Annotated in this window: 15 protein-coding genes; 11 read left to right on the top strand and 4 right to left on the bottom strand. The window is 52.0% G+C overall.

Annotation, left to right across the window (positions count from 1 at the left end):
- The first annotated feature begins 3 nt into the window (after window positions 1-3).
- The 5 genes from ACESQ2_RS21495 to yjeJ all read left to right on the top strand — a co-directional run bounded on the left by ACESQ2_RS21495 (window position 4) and on the right by yjeJ (window position 6,201).
- Window positions 4-1,017, top strand: a complete 1,014-nt coding sequence (locus tag ACESQ2_RS21495) for a fimbrial protein (RefSeq protein ID WP_046876844.1) — start codon at window positions 4-6, stop codon at window positions 1,015-1,017.
- A 449-nt stretch (window positions 1,018-1,466) separates the two neighbouring features.
- Window positions 1,467-1,829, top strand: a complete 363-nt coding sequence (locus tag ACESQ2_RS21490; protein ID WP_004097919.1) for a hypothetical protein — start codon at window positions 1,467-1,469, stop codon at window positions 1,827-1,829.
- An 80-nt stretch (window positions 1,830-1,909) separates the two neighbouring features.
- The gene (locus ACESQ2_RS21485) at window positions 1,910-3,196 is read left to right on the top strand and encodes an HlyD family secretion protein (RefSeq protein WP_046876843.1); all 1,287 of its coding nucleotides are present in this window, start codon (window positions 1,910-1,912) and stop codon (window positions 3,194-3,196) included.
- Window positions 3,189-5,312 carry a peptidase domain-containing ABC transporter gene (locus ACESQ2_RS21480; protein ID WP_046876842.1) on the top strand — a complete coding sequence of 708 codons (2,124 nt, stop codon included), beginning with the start codon at window positions 3,189-3,191 and terminating at the stop codon, window positions 5,310-5,312. The genes ACESQ2_RS21485 and ACESQ2_RS21480 overlap by 8 nt, the downstream gene beginning before the upstream one ends.
- A gap of 22 nt (window positions 5,313-5,334) precedes the next feature.
- Window positions 5,335-6,201, top strand: a complete 867-nt coding sequence (gene yjeJ / locus ACESQ2_RS21475) for a YjeJ family protein (RefSeq protein ID WP_046876841.1) — start codon at window positions 5,335-5,337, stop codon at window positions 6,199-6,201.
- Window positions 6,202-6,248: 47 nt separating this feature from the next.
- Here yjeJ and ACESQ2_RS21470 read toward each other — a convergent pair whose 3' ends face one another.
- From ACESQ2_RS21470 to ACESQ2_RS21460, 3 genes are all read right to left on the bottom strand, one after another.
- On the bottom strand, window positions 6,249-6,602 hold the full coding sequence (locus ACESQ2_RS21470; protein ID WP_004097909.1) for a DUF4156 domain-containing protein: 354 nt from the start codon (window positions 6,600-6,602) through the stop codon (window positions 6,249-6,251).
- 133 nt (window positions 6,603-6,735) lie between these two features.
- A complete protein-coding gene (gene groL / locus ACESQ2_RS21465; RefSeq protein WP_046876840.1) occupies window positions 6,736-8,382 on the bottom strand; it encodes a chaperonin GroEL in 1,647 nt (548 codons plus the stop codon).
- Between the two features lie 43 nt (window positions 8,383-8,425).
- Window positions 8,426-8,719, bottom strand: a complete 294-nt coding sequence (locus ACESQ2_RS21460; RefSeq protein ID WP_003855929.1) for a co-chaperone GroES — start codon at window positions 8,717-8,719, stop codon at window positions 8,426-8,428.
- A gap of 234 nt (window positions 8,720-8,953) precedes the next feature.
- On the opposite strand from ACESQ2_RS21460, the gene yjeH reads away from it, so the two are divergent.
- A complete protein-coding gene (yjeH, locus tag ACESQ2_RS21455; RefSeq protein WP_014227596.1) occupies window positions 8,954-10,213 on the top strand; it encodes an L-methionine/branched-chain amino acid transporter in 1,260 nt (419 codons plus the stop codon).
- A 19-nt stretch (window positions 10,214-10,232) separates the two neighbouring features.
- Here yjeH and ACESQ2_RS21450 read toward each other — a convergent pair whose 3' ends face one another.
- A complete protein-coding gene (locus tag ACESQ2_RS21450; RefSeq protein WP_004097899.1) occupies window positions 10,233-10,709 on the bottom strand; it encodes an FxsA family protein in 477 nt (158 codons plus the stop codon).
- 338 nt (window positions 10,710-11,047) lie between these two features.
- Here ACESQ2_RS21450 and aspA point away from each other — a divergent pair, with 338 nt between their 5' ends.
- The 5 genes from aspA to ACESQ2_RS21425 all read left to right on the top strand — a co-directional run bounded on the left by aspA (window position 11,048) and on the right by ACESQ2_RS21425 (window position 16,678).
- Window positions 11,048-12,484 carry an aspartate ammonia-lyase gene (gene aspA / locus ACESQ2_RS21445; protein WP_004097898.1) on the top strand — a complete coding sequence of 479 codons (1,437 nt, stop codon included), beginning with the start codon at window positions 11,048-11,050 and terminating at the stop codon, window positions 12,482-12,484.
- A gap of 118 nt (window positions 12,485-12,602) precedes the next feature.
- Complete coding sequence (locus ACESQ2_RS21440; protein ID WP_014227594.1) at window positions 12,603-13,904, top strand: anaerobic C4-dicarboxylate transporter; 1,302 nt, start codon at window positions 12,603-12,605, stop codon at window positions 13,902-13,904.
- A 94-nt stretch (window positions 13,905-13,998) separates the two neighbouring features.
- Window positions 13,999-14,322: a divalent cation tolerance protein CutA gene (cutA, locus tag ACESQ2_RS21435; protein WP_004097896.1), complete on the top strand. Its 324-nt coding sequence runs from the start codon at window positions 13,999-14,001 to the stop codon at window positions 14,320-14,322.
- Window positions 14,298-16,067, top strand: coding sequence for a protein-disulfide reductase DsbD (locus ACESQ2_RS21430; protein ID WP_049071888.1), 1,770 nt, complete (start codon window positions 14,298-14,300; stop codon window positions 16,065-16,067). Before cutA ends, ACESQ2_RS21430 begins: the two co-directional genes overlap by 25 nt.
- Window positions 16,068-16,087: 20 nt before the next feature.
- Window positions 16,088-16,678 carry a transcriptional regulator gene (locus ACESQ2_RS21425; RefSeq protein WP_004097892.1) on the top strand — a complete coding sequence of 197 codons (591 nt, stop codon included), beginning with the start codon at window positions 16,088-16,090 and terminating at the stop codon, window positions 16,676-16,678.
- The last annotated feature ends 30 nt before the right edge of the window (window positions 16,679-16,708 follow it).

The raw sequence follows: 16,708 nt of genomic DNA, 5'->3' as shown, positions 1-16,708 counted from the left end.
ACTATGAAAAGCCTTTTTTTTATTATTAGTTTACTCAGCATAAGCTTACAGGCGGTGGCTACCTGCTCATATAGTAAAACGGGTGGCGGTGCGATTACCGTTAGTTTTAACGGCTCTGTCGTCGCGGATTCCACATTACCTGACGGTAGCATATTAGCGTCGGCAAGGCGTGGAAGTGTAAATCCCAAAACATTTTCCTCATGTGGCTCCAGCGATGTTTATGTCGTTAGAACCTCACCTGCCGTGAGCCCATCCAGCATTTCGAAAATTGATGGGAAAGTCGTTTATGAAACGGGGATTCCGGGTATTGGGTTTCAGATTTCCGATATCACTTTACCATCAGTTAACTATTTTTCTCCTGCAGAAATAGACCAGCCAGACGTAGCCAGCAATCGCTATTTTTCTAAGCCTTCTGGCCAGGTCATGGTCTGGTTAGTGAAAACCGGCCCCATAACGAAGCAAAAGGGAAATAAAACGGCGGTTTATTTTATGGCTGGACCGCCAAATCAGACCAGTACGGGCTCATCGAATACGGCTGAATTATTCAGAATCAATGTGGATTTGACCAATATTAGTTTTAAGGAAACGACCTGCGAAATCTCGCCGCGCAATGGGAGTATCGTAAAGCTATCAACCATTGATATTTCAGATTTAAATTCCGTAGCTGTCGGTAGTGCCGCAGGCAAGTCCAAAAATATCACCCTCGATATTAATTGCCCGGACTCAGAAATCAATAAAAAATATGTTTACTGGTTTAGCCCTATATCTGTAGCATCAACGAGCGTAAATGGACTATTACTAAATTCATTACCAGACGGCGCTCAAAACATAGGTATTATTCTTAAGAAAAATGGTTCTGCGATAAAATTTAACGATCTGAGTGCCTACCCCTTCGTCAGTACTAAGAGCCAGGATTTAACGCTCACTGCTGACTATTTTAAAATCGCTAAAAATGTCTCTGCAGGCATCACTGGGGAGATAAAAACAGATTTAGAGGTCATCCTGCAGGAGGAATAATTTCCCTGTAAGCAAGAGTATAAGCATATACCAGCAAGTTTTACATAGACTTAATGATGAATAAAAGCAAAAACGTTATACATCCACAATTATTCGAGTGGTGAGTGAGAGAATACCTGGCAGTTTACTGCATTAAGTGGCCAGGCTGAGCGCGCTCAGCCAACGCTCAGGCAGCCTGAAGTGTGGCGATTAAAATGCCTGTCGTTATCAATCCGTTCTCTCACACACAATCACACCATCAATATTAATTCACTAAAGCTGATACATGAACCGTTAAAAATTCACTAATCAATCATCAACACAGATATTGAAAAATAACAGGCACATATTAGAATCAGCCTCGAAATACCACCTTGCGCATTCGTGTATTTCGTTTTCTAAAAAATGTCAAAATAAATTTTGGCTTCTTGTTGTTTTCTTAAAGCACTCATACATTAAAGGAATACATAATGAAACAACTCACTGTATTTGAAATGGAAGAGATTTCTGGTGGCTACTCCTGGGATTTTTCATCGATTACTGGCGCCTTAACCAGTATTGTTTTTAATAGCGCTGAAGCTATCGGAGCATCCATTTTAGGCGCCACAGCTGGCGCACTTGCCGGTTCTGCTATGGGCGGCATCTTCGGCGGTAACGGTGGCGGCATTTTAGGTATCGGGTCAATTGGCCAGGCGGTGGGGATGATTTACGGTCTGTGTGTTGGCGGCGTTGGTGGCGCTATTGCTGGTGCCATGGTTGGCTGGGATATCACTCTCGATAAATGTATCGAGATGTTTGATGGATTTGTTGATGGTACGCTAGCCTACTGGTAAGAAAATTTTCAGACCATAACTTTATGAAGGCTCTAACGAGCCTTCTTTTATCTCACTTCTCTATCTCAAAGCTGATAACAATGTTAAAAAATATCTATCGCAAGGAAGCGATTGAGTACAAAAAAATTCACTGGAAAGGGAAAGCATTATTGTTAGCAGGTATTCCGGCATGGTTGGTTACCTTGTTAGCATCACTTTTTCTTATTGCTCTTGTATTATCTCTCATATTTTTTACCTTCACTCAGCGCATTGATGTGCGTGGCGAAGTCATTACGCTCCCCCACTCCGTGAACGTCTTCGCACCACAGCAAGGTTTTGTTGTTAATCAGCACGTAAAAGTGGGTGATATCGTTAATAAAGGCCAAACGCTTTATGAGCTTGACGTTTCGCGTAATACCATCAATGGGAATGTTAGCGCAGCCCAAATTGAAGTGATTAATGAAAAAATCGCCAATGCGGAAGATATTATAAGCAAACTGACGCGAAATAAAGCTGAAACATTAGCCGCCCTTGATAAACAGCTTAAAACCACCAGCGCGTCATTAGCAGAAACAAACCGCATGCTGGCGACGACTCAGGTAGGCTTAAACAAAATGCATACCAACTTATCCAGCTATGATAAATACCTCAAGGATGGTCTGATCACTAAAGACCAGTATAACTATCAGCATTCTTTATATTTTCAACAGCAAAGCGCCTATCAATCTCTGGTTACCCAAAAAATGCAGCTGGAATCTCAGCTCACGCAAACCAATAGCGATAAAATAACCAAGGCAGCAGACTTTGATAATCAGATTTCCAGCCAGCACAATCAAATTAATGATTACAAAAATCAGCTGGTAGAATCCAACGCGAACGGTAATCTCATTATTAAAGCAACAACCAATGGAAAGGTTGAGTCGCTGGCCGTGACCAAGGGGCAGATGGTTGAGAACGGCAGCAGCCTCGCACAGATCAAACCCACAGGGGATATTGAGTATTACCTCATTTTATGGTTACCCAATAATACTATCCCTTATGTGAAGCCAGGCGACACCATTAATATTCGCTATGATGCTTTCCCTGCGGATAAATTTGGGCAATTTCCAGGAAAGGTTATTTCTATCTCCTCGGTTCCAGCATCACGCCAGGAGATGGCTGAATATACCAACGTTAATAGCGGCACTAGCCAGCAGGAGCTTGCGCTCTATAAAGCCATTATAAAAATTAAAGACAAGACTTTTAACTACAACGGAAAAACGCTCACGCTCTCTAACGGCCTGAAGGCTCAGGCGGTAGTTTTTCTTGAAGAACGTCCGCTTTATATGTGGATGTTTACCCCTTTCTATAAGATGACGCAAAGCGTGAGTGGCCCGATCGATGCATAAAGAACTGTTTAAAACGATTACCGATAAGCTAAATTTTTCGCTCCGCCACAAAACGCCGGTGATATTACAGTCGGAGGCTGCCGAATGCGGTATCGCCTGTCTGGCGATGGTTTGCGGCTTTTACGGGCTCAATATCGACCTGTTCAACTTCCGCCATCGCTACGGCAGTCCTTCTCAGGGCGTTACGCTCATGTCGTTGAGCAAAACGGCGGAACATGCCGGGTTGAAAAGCCGCGCGCTATCCCTCGACCTGGATGAAATCAAGCAGCTAAAGCTGCCCTGCGTCATCCACTGGGGTTTGAATCATTACGTGGTGCTCACTAAAGTGCGTAAAAGCAGCTTTATTGTTCACGACCCGGCGCTGGGTAAACGGGTTATTGGCATCCAGGAAATGTCCAATAACTTTACCGGCGTTGCGCTGGAGCTATGGCCGGACCAAACCTTTCAGCAGGAAAAGGCGAAATCTCGTCTACGCCTGCTGGACCTGATGCGTAATATTGTTGGTCTGAAATCCGTTCTGCTCAAGATCTTTGCCTTTTCGGTAGTGGTTGAGGCTATCGGTCTGTTGTTACCCATCGGCACGCAGCTGGTAACCGACCACGTTATCATGGCGCACGATCAGAGCCTGCTTTCGGTTATCTGTATTGGTCTGGTCTTCTTCACGCTCTTCCGTACATTTATTAGTATGCTGCGGGCCTGGATTTCATTAACGTTAAATACGCTGACCAATATTCAGTGGAAGACAACGCTGTTCGATCATCTGGCGAGCCTGCCGTTATCCTTTTTTGAGAAGCGCCATCTGGGCGATATTCAGTCTCGTTTCTCCTCGCTGGATACTATTCGCTCAACCTTCACCAATAGCATTGTTACCGGCATTATCGATTCGATTATGACCGTTGGCCTGCTGATTATGCTAACGCTTTATGGCGGCTGGCTGGTTTGGGTCGTGGTGGGCTTTACTTTATGCTACGTCATCATGCGTTTTGCGACCTACAGCTTCTACCGCCGCGTTGCCGAAGAGCAGGTTATCAAGGGCGCTCGTTCCAGCTCGCACTTTATGGAGTCGCTCTATGGTATTTCAACCATTAAGGCGTTGAACTTAAAAGAACGCCGTTCGCAGCACTGGTTAAATATCAATATCGACGCCTGTAATGCCGGCATCAAACAGACTCGGTTCGATATGATGTTTGGCGGTATTAATACCTTTATTACTTCTATCGACCAGGTCGCGGTTCTCTGGCTGGGGGCAATTATGGTTATTGATAACAATATGACCCTTGGCATGTTTATGGCCTTTAATGCCTATCGCGGTCAGTTCTCGCAGCGCGCCTCAAGCTTGATCGATCTGATTATGCAGCTGCGTATGCTGTCGTTACATAATGAGCGTCTTTCAGAGATCGTCTTTAGCGAGCCGGAAAAAGAACTGCCTTCACGACGCGTTTTTGCAGAAAATACCGGCGTTAAATTGGAAGTGAAGAATCTCAGCTACCAGTACGATCCGTTCTCGCAGCCTATTTTTTCTAATTTAAATATTACCGTTGAACCGGGCGAATCCGTCGCGCTGGTCGGCCCTTCCGGCGTCGGTAAGACCACGCTACTGAAAGTCATGTGCGGCCTGCTGTCCCCAACCAGCGGCGATGTGATAGCGGATAACCTCGATATTCAGAAAATCGGCATTAACAACTTCCGTCATGGAACGGCCTGCGTTCTGCAGGAAGACAGACTCTTCTCGGGTTCACTGATCGATAATATCAGCGGCTTTGAAGATAACGCCGATATGGACTTTATCGTTGAATGCGCACGCAGATGTAATATCCATGATGAAATCATGAAAATGCCGATGGGGTACGAAACCATTGTCGGCGAGCTCGGTTTAGGCATCTCTGGCGGGCAAAAACAGCGGCTCTTAATCGCTCGCGCCCTCTATCGAAAACCCAGCATTCTGTTTATGGATGAAGCTACCAGTCATCTCGATCTTAAAAATGAGTCGGTGATTAACCAGTCTATCTCTGGGCTAAGCATTACCCGAATCATCGTCGCCCATCGGCCATCCACCATTGCCTCGGCCGATCGCATTATTGATTTATCACAGCTACGCACGCTGGCACCAGCATAATCCTCAGGAAAAGGAGATCCGAATGCAAGACACGTTTATTGGTTTTAATACCGCATCAATTAAATATGAAGACAAATTTTTAGCATTAATGCTCAAAGTAAAGCTGAGTAACCAACTTTGCCAGTCTTACTATCTTCAGGCCCAGACGCTTACCGACCTCCTGTTAGTTTTACAACACAGGATGGCCATCGTATTACAGCGCTTAAACGCTGAAGGTGAAAGTTATAAGAGTGAGCTGGTTGCTTTTAATGAGCAGCTCATAGAAAACACCCCGGTTATAGATATGCCGGAAGTCCAGCAGCCCAATTCGGAAAGGCGAGTCATATCGATTACGTTAAAACCAGGAGATACCTGGTCAACGCTCATTCTGGTGCTGCAAAACGAGCAAATTGCTACGCTGCGCATTGACGATATGCAGGTTGAAGCGCTGCTGGTTGGCATTCAGCAATCCCTTAAAAACGCCGGTGATAACGAACTGATTAAAAATTTAACGTCATCACTGGAAAGCCTGATGCTATATGCCCTGGATTTAACGAATAGCAAGAATGTTGATTATCAGCAGTACATCCAGGATGAATGGAAACTCAATTTGTTTTCCCATTATCTGGGCGTACTGTACTGCTGTGATACGGAGGCAGGACGAAAAATCATCTCCGGCGCGGTGATTAAAACCAACGCCGCCCATCCGTCAGAGCAGGAGAATAGCGTTGTGATGCGCTTAATTGAGAAGAGCCCAAAACTGAAAGAAGTGCACGCAAAGCATCAGCCCTGCCAGATTTTTAGCCAAATTATTCCTTCTCAGCCGGGAAGAATGCTGTCGCTGGAGGAGTGCCTGCGGCCTTTACATGCGTTCTACATGGCGACACAGGCGAAAATCAACGCGCGCTAAAAAATATGCCAGGTGCCTCTATTGGCTCAAGAGAGGCACCTGTTAAATCAATTCGGGCACTTATAAACCTGGCCGTTCATTTGGCTATCGGTCGGGACAAAGCTGGACAACAGATTCTGCGTCGGGCTGCTGACGCCGTAAATCACGTTGCCTCCCATTTCTGCCGCATGGTTACGCAGAGCGTTTGCCGCACCGCGCATAGAGCCGCCTTCATCACCATTCTGCCCGGACAGCCAGTTGCTCTGCGTACCGGTCGCAGTGCCCAACAGCTGGCATTCGGAACCCGGTTTATCCTCAACAAAGCGTACGTTCTGGCCACCAGAGGTCAATTCGTTGCTGGAGCTGCAACCTGCTAACAACAATGCTGCGCCGACAATCCCTGCTAAATATTTTACCTGCATGTTATTCCCCACGATCAATGAGCTGGACGCACTGGCCCGGATGTACAACCTTATACTAAAAAGACGACAAAAAGAAAAACCCCCGAGCATTTCTGCCCGAGGGTTCTTTATTTCTAAGGGGTATAGCGCACGATTACATCATGCCGCCCATACCGCCCATGCCACCCATACCGCCAGCAGCACCTAAATCAGGCGCGTCGCTTTTCGGCAGGTCAGTGACCATGCACTCGGTGGTGATCATCAGACCAGCAACGGATGCTGCGTACTGCAGAGCAGAACGCGTCACTTTGGTTGGGTCCAGGATACCGAAGTCGATCATGTTGCCATATTCTTCAGTTGCGGCGTTGTAACCGTAGTTACCTTCACCGGCTTTCACCTTGTTCGCAACAACAGACGGCTCTTCACCGGCGTTGGATACGATCTGACGCAGCGGAGCTTCCATTGCGCGCAGCGCAACTTTGATACCGACGTTCTGATCTTCGTTCTGAGCGGTCAGGCCAGCCAGTTTAGCGGCAACGCGAACCAGCGCTACGCCACCACCGGCAACCACGCCTTCTTCAACCGCAGCACGGGTCGCGTGCAGGGCATCGTCAACGCGTGCTTTCTTCTCTTTCATTTCAACTTCGGTCGCTGCGCCAACTTTGATTACCGCAACGCCGCCTGCCAGTTTCGCAACGCGCTCCTGCAGTTTTTCACGGTCGTAGTCAGAAGTCGCTTCTTCGATCTGCTTACGGATCTGAGTAACGCGGCCCTGAATCGCAGCTTCTTCACCCACGCCATCGATGATGGTGGTGGTGTCTTTGTTGATAACAACGCGTTTCGCCTGACCCAGGTCTTCCAGAGTCGCTTTTTCCAGCTCCATACCGATCTCTTCAGAGATAACGGTACCGCCGGTCAGGGTTGCGATGTCCTGCAGCATAGCTTTACGACGGTCGCCGAAGCCCGGAGCTTTAACCGCAGCCACTTTAACGATGCCGCGCATGGTGTTCACCACCAGGGTCGCCAGCGCTTCGCCTTCAACGTCTTCAGCGATGATAACCAGCGGTTTGCCAGCTTTCGCTACGGCTTCCAGAACCGGCAGCATTTCGCGGATGTTGGAGATTTTTTTGTCGGCCAGCAGGATGAACGGGCTTTCCAGCTCAACAGCACCGGTTTCCGGCTTGTTGATGAAGTACGGGGACAGGTAGCCGCGGTCAAACTGCATACCTTCAACCACGTCCAGTTCGTCTTCCAGACCGGTACCGTCCTCAACGGTGATCACGCCTTCTTTACCGACTTTGTCCATCGCTTCCGCGATCAGTTTACCTACGGTTTCGTCGGAGTTAGCGGAGATGGTACCTACCTGAGCAATGGCTTTAGAGTCAGAGCACGGTACGGACAGCGCTTTCAGTTCTTCAACGGCGGCAACGACAGCTTTGTCGATACCACGTTTCAGGTCCATCGGGTTCATACCCGCAGCAACGGCTTTCAGGCCTTCAGCGATGATCGCCTGAGCCAGTACGGTTGCGGTGGTGGTACCGTCGCCTGCAGCGTCGTTCGCTTTAGAGGCAACTTCTTTCACCATCTGCGCGCCCATGTTTTCAAACTTGTCTTCCAGCTCGATTTCACGCGCTACGGAAACGCCGTCTTTAGTGATGGTCGGCGCACCGAAGGATTTGTCCAGAACCACATTACGGCCTTTCGGGCCCAGGGTTACTTTAACTGCGTCTGCCAGTACGTTTACGCCGCGCAGCATTTTCACACGAGCGTCGTTACCGAATTTTACGTCTTTAGCTGCCATTTTATCTTTCCCTTAAATTCGTATGTTCAGTGTCGTTCGCGGATTACGCTTCAACAATTGCCAGAATGTCGCTTTCGGACATGATCAACACTTCTTCATTGTCGATCTTCTCGGACTTCACGCCATAGCCATCGTTGAAAATGACGATGTCACCAACTTTAACGTCCAGAGGCTGCACGGTTCCGTTTTCCAGGATGCGGCCCTTACCGACAGCGATGATTTCGCCACGAGTTGATTTTGCTGCCGCAGAACCGGTCAGAACGATGCCGCCAGCAGACTTCGTTTCAACTTCTTTACGTTTGACGATCACACGATCATGTAACGGACGAATACTCATTTTGATAGCTCTCCTTTGAGAAAGTCATTATCAGTTATGGATGACGCCGGTCCGCACACGGTTTTCCGGCTAGTGCCCTGAGAGATGGGGATGGGGTTTTACCGCTTCAAGGGGAAAAGTAAAAAAAAATTTGTCCTCGTGCTCGGACGCACATAAATTTGCCGTCCTCGCCCGACGTCATAAGCAAAAGCGATTGTGATACCATCCTTTTTTTGCCGGGCGCAAGGTTGAATCATGAGTGGTTTAAAACAGGAGTTAGGGCTGGCTCAAGGCGTGGGATTACTCTCCACGTCATTACTGGGAACCGGGGTCTTCGCCGTTCCGGCACTGGCCGCGCTGGTGGCCGGCGATAACAGCCTCTGGGCCTGGCCGGCGCTGATTTTACTGGTGTTTCCCATCGCTATCGTCTTTGCGACGCTGGGTCGCCACTTTCCCAGCGCCGGCGGCGTGGCGCATTTTGTGAATATGGCCTTTGGCCCGCGTCTGGCGCGCGTCACCGGCTGGCTCTTTTTATCGGTGATCCCGGTGGGATTACCCGCGGCCCTGCACATCGCCACCGGCTTTGGTCAGGCGCTTTTTGGCTGGCACGACAGCCAGCTGCTGCTGGCCGAGCTGGGAACGCTGGCGATTATCTGGTGGGTCGGTTCCCGCGGAGCCAGCTCCAGCGCCAATCTACAAACGCTGGTTGCCGTGCTGATTGTCGCCCTGATCGTCGCCATCTGGTGGCGCGGCGCGATCAATCCCGCGCAGATCCCCTTCCCGGCGCCCGCTGAAATCGATAGTTCGCAGCTTTTCTCCGCGCTTTCAGTGATGTTCTGGTGCTTTGTCGGGCTGGAGGCTTTTGCACACCTGGCCTCTGAGTTTAAGCAGCCGGAACGCGATTTCCCCCGCGCGCTGATGATTGGCTTATTACTGGCGGGTTCCGTCTACTGGGCCTGTACCGTGCTGGTCCTGCATTTTCATGCCTTTGGCGAGGAGATGGCCGCCGCCGCGTCGCTGCCCAATATCGTGGTGCGCCTGTTTGGCGTGCAGGCGCTGTGGATTGCGTGCGTTATCGGCTATCTCGCCTGCTTCGCCAGCCTCAATATCTATATTCAGAGTTTTGCTCGCCTGGTCTGGTCGCAGGCGCAGTACAAGCCCGAGAGCTATCTGGCCCGGCTGTCGCCGCGACAGATTCCGCGCAACGCGCTGAACGCGGTGCTCGGCTGCTGCGTCATTAGCGCGTTATGCATTTATGCGCTCAATATCAATCTTGATGCGCTGATCGTCTACGCCAACGGCATTTTTATTATGATCTATCTGCTGTGCATGCTGGCGGGATGCCGTTTGCTTGAGGGACGTTATCGCGCGTTAGCGGCGTTTGGCAGCCTGCTGTGCCTGCTGCTGCTGGCGATGGTGGGCTGGAAGAGCCTTTACGCGTTTATCATGCTGGCGGTACTGTGGCTGTTTTTACCGAAGCGCAGGCTGGCGGAGGGGTATTCCAGGCCGGAGTAACCGGCCCGGGCAATGCATGTTAGTCGCGGCGATCGTCTTTATGATCGAGACGGTCGCGTTCGTCGTCTTTACGCTGGTATTCGCCTTCAAAGGTATCGCCGCCGCCCGTTCCGGCGCTAAACCCGCCGCCAGGCATTCGGCTAAAGCGCAGATGCGGCATCAGTTTTAAGGTCAGATGCTTCTGTACCGGAGGTAACAGCAGCAGCAGCCCCAGGAAATCGGTAAAGAACCCCGGCAGAAGCAACAGCAAACCGGCGATAATCAGCGACACGCTTTTGATCATCTCTGCGGCCGGGCTCTCCCCCGCCGCCATCTTCTGCTGCATCAGCATGAGGTTTTTAAAGCCCTGGTTTTTCACCAGCGATATCCCCACCACCGAGCTGAAGATCACCAGAATCAGCGTCAGCAGAACGCCAAGCACATGAGCGACCTGGATAAAGATCGAGATTTCAATGTAAACGTATAAAAAAACGGCAATTAACGGAATCCAACGCACCGGCGTCTCCTTCATTAACAGACGCCAGCATCGGCGCCCGTAGTCATAGATGTGCTATTCGCATCAGCAAGATGTTGGGCCAAAACGTCACTTTTCAATCGTAAAAAAAGCTTATTTTTTTCAAAATTAGAAAACCGGTGACTCATTTCACAGATTAATAATTCTTATAAGATTCACTACATAATAAGTGATCAGGGCGGCTGATATTCGCTATCATCAGCATATGATCGTGGGCACCGGGCCGATTAAGGAAATAATCTGCGGCCAGAAAATGCGCTAGATCCCATTAATTCTGCGTATTTGGTGAATTCATAGGCAGCTTGAAAGAGAAGGTTCACATGTTAAACAACATTCGTATCGAAGAAGACCTGTTGGGTACAAGGGAAGTTCCAGCTGACGCTTACTACGGCGTCCATACTCTGAGAGCGATTGAAAACTTCTACATCAGCAACAACAAAATCAGCGATATCCCTGAATTTGTCCGCGGAATGGTGATGGTGAAGAAGGCCGCTGCGCAGGCTAACAAAGAGCTGCAAACTATCCCCAAAAGCGTCGCCAATGCCATTATCGCCGCCTGCGATGAGGTCCTGAATAACGGTAAATGCATGGACCAGTTCCCGGTCGATGTGTTCCAGGGCGGCGCGGGCACTTCCGTTAACATGAACACCAACGAAGTACTGGCGAACATCGGCCTTGAGCTGATGGGCCATCAGAAAGGCGAATATCAGTATCTCAACCCGAACGACCACGTTAACAAATGCCAGTCCACCAACGATGCCTACCCGACCGGTTTCCGCATCGCGGTCTACGCCTCCATCCTCAAACTGATCGATGCGATTAATCAGCTGGGCGAAGGCTTCCAGCAGAAGGCCGTGGAGTTCCAGGACATTCTGAAAATGGGCCGTACTCAGCTACAGGATGCGGTACCGATGACCCTCGGTCAGGAGTTCCACGCGTTTAATGTTCTGCTTAACGAAGAGACCAAATGCATTCTGCGCACCGCGGAACTGCTGCTGGAAGTGAACCTTGGCGCGACCGCTATCGGCACCCGTCTGAACACCCCGGATGGCTATCAGCAGCTGGCGGTACAAAAACTGGCGGAAGTCAGCAACCTGCCGGTTGTCCCCGCGGAAGATCTGATCGAAGCGACCTCCGACTGCGGCGCCTACGTGATGGTCCACAGCTCTCTGAAGCGTCTGGCGGTAAAACTGTCCAAAATCTGTAACGACCTGCGCCTGCTCTCTTCCGGCCCGCGCGCTGGCCTGAACGAAATCAACCTGCCTGAACTGCAGGCGGGCTCTTCCATCATGCCCGCCAAGGTTAATCCGGTGGTCCCGGAAGTGGTCAACCAGGTATGCTTCAAAGTAATCGGTAACGACACCACCGTCACCATGGCTTCCGAAGCGGGCCAGCTGCAGCTGAACGTGATGGAACCGGTGATTGGCCAGGCGATGTTTGAATCTATCCATATTCTGACCAACGCCTGCTACAACCTGCTGGAAAAATGCGTCAGCGGCATCACCGCCAACAAAGCGGTATGTGAAAGCTACGTCTACAACTCTATTGGCATCGTCACCTACCTCAACCCGTATATCGGCCACCACAATGGCGATATCGTCGGCAAAATCTGCGCTGAAACGGGCAAAAGCGTCCGGGATGTGGTGCTTGAACGCGGCCTGCTGACCGCGGCGGAGCTGGACGATATCTTCTCTGCGCAAAACCTGATGCATCCGGCCTATAAAGCGAAACGTTATACCGATGAAAGCGAACAGTAGGTTTTCCGATTAAACTAACCAAGGGCATGTCAGCAATGACATGCCCTTTTTGTTCTTATTGATTTACTAAATTACAACAACCCAATATCAACTTGTTAATAAAACAAGGAAGGCAAATATGTTTGGTGCAGAACTCGTTATTGTCCTGCTGGCGATTTATCTGGGAGCCAGGCTCGGGGGAATCGGCATCGGTTTCGCCGGTGGCCTGGGCGTCCTCGTCCTGACCCTCGTGTTTCAAATTAAACCTGGCGCGATCCCCTTCGACGTCATCGAAATCATTATGGCGGTTATCGCCGCTATCGCCGCCATGCAGGTCGCCGGAGGGATGGATTACCTGGTCAGCCTTGCCGAACGTATGCTCCGGCGTCATCCCAAATACATCACCTTTCTCGCGCCGCTGGTCACCTGGTTTATGACCGTGCTTGCCGGAACCGGGCATACGGCGTTCTCAACCTTACCGGTTATCACCGAAGTGGCAAAAGAGCAGGGCATCCGCCCCTCACGCCCGCTCTCCATTGCGGTGGTCGCTTCGCAGATTGCCATTACCGCCTCGCCGATTTCCGCAGCGGTGGTCTTCTTTGCCGGTATTCTCGAGCCCCTGGGCGTCAGCTACCTGACGCTACTGGCGATCTGTATTCCGGTTACCCTGATTGCCGTCATGCTTACCGCCATCGTCTGTAACTTCCTCGGCTGTGAGCTGAAAGACGACCCGATTTATCAGGAGCGGCTGGCAAAAGGGGAAGTCAAACTGCGCGGCAGCCAGGTTTTTGAACTGAAGCCGCACGCCAGACGCTCGGTATTACTGTTTCTGATCGGTATCGTCGCGGTGATGTTCTACGCCACCGCCATCAGCGATACCGTAGGGCTGATCCAGGATCCTGTCCTGCCGCGTAACGAAGCGATTGTGGTGTTTATGCTGACTATCGCGACGCTGATAAGCATCACCTGCAAAATCGACACCGGTGAAGTGCTCAACGCCAGCACCTTTAAATCCGGCATGAGCGCCTGCGTCTGCGTTCTCGGCGTCGCATGGCTGGGGGATACTTTCGTCAAAGCCCACATCAGCGATATCCAGACCGTGGCGGGCGACCTGCTGCACAACTACCCGTGGCTGCTGGCGGTGGTGCTGTTCTTCGCCGCGACCCTGCTATATTCCCAGGCCGCGACCACTAAGGCGCTGATGCCCGCCGCGCTGATGCTGGGCGTGAGCCCGCTTACCGCCATCGCCTCATTTGCCGCCGTCTCCGCCCTTTTCGTTCTGCCGACCTACCCCACCCTGCTGGCGGCGGTCGAAATGGATGACACCGGCTCCACCCGCATCGGTAAATATGTCTTTAACCACGCCTTCCTGATCCCCGGCGTCATCGCCATTACGCTATGCGTGATCCTCGGGTTTATTTTCGGCGGCATCATGCTGTAAATCTCTTCAAATTCGGGCCAGATCCTGGCCCGTTTCGTTAATCCTCCCTATCTTGCATGCTATAGTGCCTCTTTTCGCTGATACGAGGTTCACGATGACGATGCCTGATGCTGTTGTTGTACTCTGTACCGCGCCGGATGAAGCGACCGCCCAGGACCTGGCGGCCAAAGCGCTGGCGGAAAAACTCGCCGCCTGCGCCACTCTCCTGCCGGGAGCGACATCGCTCTACTACTGGGAAGGAAAACTGGAGCAGGAGTATGAAGTGCAAATGCTGCTGAAAACCGACCTTGCCCATCAGCAGGCGCTGCTGGACTGCCTGAAGTCCCATCACCCGTATCAAACCCCTGAACTTCTGGTTCTGCCCGTTATTCACGGAGACAACGATTACCTCTCATGGCTCAACGCATCATTACGCTGATCCTGCTGCTTTGCAGCACATCGGCCATTGCCGGCCTGTTCGACGCCCCTGGCCGCTCGAACTTTGTTCCTGCTGACCAGGCTTTTGCCTTCGATTTTCAGCAGAATCAACACGATCTTAATCTGACCTGGCAAATCAAGGATGGTTACTATCTTTACCGTAAACAGATAAAGCTGACGTCCGCCGATGCGGCGTTTACCGACCCCTCGCTGCCTGCAGGCGAATGGCATGAGGACGAGTTTTACGGTAAAAGCGAAATTTACCGCCAGCGCCTGACCGTGCCGGTCACTCTGACTCACGCCGCCGCCGGCGCGACTCTTACCGTGACTTATCAGGGATGCGCGGATGCCGGTTTCTGCTATCCGCCGGAAACCAAAATCGTGCCGCTCGGCAACGCGCTCGCGCGCTCCGGCAGCGATACCGCCGTCGGACAACCCGGGCTGACCCCGCCTCTGCCGCTGGAAACGCGCCCGGCGCTGCCGGTAGAGTCGCCGTCTGACCTTCCGCCCCCCGCTGTGGACAATAAAGATGCCGCTCTCCCCTTTAGCGCGCTGTGGGCGCTCTTGATTGGTATCGGCATCGCGTTTACCCCCTGCGTGCTGCCGATGTATCCGCTGATTTCCGGCATCGTGCTGGGCGGTCAAAAACGCCTCTCCACCGCCCGCGCGCTGCTGCTGGCCTTTATCTACGTCCAGGGTATGGCCCTGACCTACACCGCCCTGGGGCTGGTCGTTGCCGCTGCGGGCCTGCAGTTCCAGGCGGCGCTGCAGCACCCTTATGTGCTGATCGGCCTGTCGGTGCTGTTTATCCTGCTGGCGCTGTCGATGTTTGGTCTGTTTACGCTCCAGCTGCCTTCGTCGCTGCAAACGCGCCTGACGCTGATGAGCAATAAACGCCAGGGCGGTTCACCCGGCGGCGTATTCGCCATGGGGGCGATTGCCGGATTAATCTGCTCGCCCTGTACCACCGCGCCGCTGAGCGCCATTCTGCTCTATATCGCCCAGAGCGGTAATCTGTGGCTGGGCGGCGGTACCCTGTACCTCTACGCGCTCGGTATGGGGCTGCCGCTGATCCTGGTGACCGTATTCGGTAACCGTCTGCTGCCGAAAAGCGGCCCGTGGATGGCCCACGTCAAAACCGCCTTTGGCTTTGTGATCCTGGCGCTACCGGTATTTTTACTCGAGCGTGTCGTGGGCGAACCGTGGGGCCTGCGGCTTTGGTCGCTGCTTGGCGTCGCCTTTTTTAGCTGGGCGTTTATTACCTCGCTGGGCGGCACGCGCCCCTGGCTGCGTATTGTGCAAATAGCGATGCTCGGCGCCGCGCTGGTCAGCGCCCGTCCGCTGCAGGACTGGGCTTTCGATGCGCCGGTCGCGCAACGGCAGTCCCATCTCCAGTTTACCCGTATCCATAGCGTCGATGAGCTCAATCAGGCGCTGGCGCAGGCGAAAGGCAAACCGGTGATGCTCGACCTGTACGCCGACTGGTGCGTGGCCTGCAAAGAGTTCGAGAAATACACCTTTACCTCACCTGAGGTGCAACAGGCCCTGAAAGAGACCGTTCTGCTGCAGGTTGATGTCACCAAAAATAGCGCGCAGGACGCGGCGCTGCTGAAGCACCTCCAGGTGCTCGGCTTGCCCACCATTCTGTTTTTCAATGAACAGGGCGAGGAGCAGCCCGCGCAGCGCGTCACCGGCTTTATGGATGCCGCGGCATTCAGCGCCCATTTGCGCGATCGACAACCGTGAGCGACACTGTAGGAGGAATAATGGAGGAAAAGACCGTGCAACGTGAAGATGTCCTGGGTGAAGCCATCCAAATCCTCGAAATCGAGGGTATCGCTAACACCACGCTGGAAATGGTCGCCGAGCGCGTGGCTTACCCGCTCAATGACCTCAAACGTTTCTGGCCTGACCAGGAAGCGCTGCTGTACGACGCGCTTCGCTATCTCAGTCATCAGGTCGATGCCTGGCGCCGCCAGCTTTTACTGGACGAGTCGCTCAGCGCGGAGCAGAAGCTGCTGGCCCGCTACGCCGCGCTGACCACCTGCGTAAGCAACCATCGTTATCCCGGCTGCCTGTTTATTGCCGCCTGTACTTTTTATCCGGACCCTCAGCATCCGATCCATCAGCTGGCCGAGCAGCAAAAGCAGGCTTCGCTGGCCTATACCCATGAACTGCTTAGCCAGCTCGAAGTTGACGATCCGGCAATGGTCGCAAAGCAGATGGAGCTGATCGTTGAAGGCTGCCTGAGCCGACTGCTGATCAAGCGCAGCCAGACGGATGTCGATACCGCGCGTCGCCTGGCAGAAGACATATTGCGTTTTGCCCAGTGCCGTATGGGCGGCGCCCTGACCTGATTCCGATATCTTAACCAATTCATCGCGCAT

Source organism: Klebsiella sp. Q11 (assembly GCF_964241505.1).
GTDB lineage: Bacteria > Pseudomonadota > Gammaproteobacteria > Enterobacterales > Enterobacteriaceae > Klebsiella > Klebsiella michiganensis.
This window is presented reverse-complemented; position numbering and strand designations above follow the sequence as displayed.

Bases quoted from the DNA above. Each gene is read 5' to 3' on its own strand.
- ACESQ2_RS21425 (WP_004097892.1), top strand. From the start codon at position 16,088: ATGGAGGAAAAGACCGTGCAACGTGAAGATGTCCTGGGTGAAGCCATC.
- ACESQ2_RS21430 (WP_049071888.1), top strand. From the start codon at position 14,298: ATGGCTCAACGCATCATTACGCTGATCCTGCTGCTTTGCAGCACATCG.
- groL (WP_046876840.1), bottom strand. From the start codon at position 8,382: ATGGCAGCTAAAGACGTAAAATTCGGTAACGACGCTCGTGTGAAAATG.
- yjeH (WP_014227596.1), top strand. From the start codon at position 8,954: ATGAGTGGTTTAAAACAGGAGTTAGGGCTGGCTCAAGGCGTGGGATTA.
- ACESQ2_RS21485 (WP_046876843.1), top strand. From the start codon at position 1,910: ATGTTAAAAAATATCTATCGCAAGGAAGCGATTGAGTACAAAAAAATT.
- yjeJ (WP_046876841.1), top strand. From the start codon at position 5,335: ATGCAAGACACGTTTATTGGTTTTAATACCGCATCAATTAAATATGAA.
- ACESQ2_RS21490 (WP_004097919.1), top strand. From the start codon at position 1,467: ATGAAACAACTCACTGTATTTGAAATGGAAGAGATTTCTGGTGGCTAC.
- ACESQ2_RS21470 (WP_004097909.1), bottom strand. From the start codon at position 6,602: ATGCAGGTAAAATATTTAGCAGGGATTGTCGGCGCAGCATTGTTGTTA.
- ACESQ2_RS21440 (WP_014227594.1), top strand. From the start codon at position 12,603: ATGTTTGGTGCAGAACTCGTTATTGTCCTGCTGGCGATTTATCTGGGA.
- ACESQ2_RS21480 (WP_046876842.1), top strand. From the start codon at position 3,189: ATGCATAAAGAACTGTTTAAAACGATTACCGATAAGCTAAATTTTTCG.
- aspA (WP_004097898.1), top strand. From the start codon at position 11,048: ATGTTAAACAACATTCGTATCGAAGAAGACCTGTTGGGTACAAGGGAA.
- ACESQ2_RS21460 (WP_003855929.1), bottom strand. From the start codon at position 8,719: ATGAGTATTCGTCCGTTACATGATCGTGTGATCGTCAAACGTAAAGAA.
- ACESQ2_RS21495 (WP_046876844.1), top strand. From the start codon at position 4: ATGAAAAGCCTTTTTTTTATTATTAGTTTACTCAGCATAAGCTTACAG.
- cutA (WP_004097896.1), top strand. From the start codon at position 13,999: ATGACGATGCCTGATGCTGTTGTTGTACTCTGTACCGCGCCGGATGAA.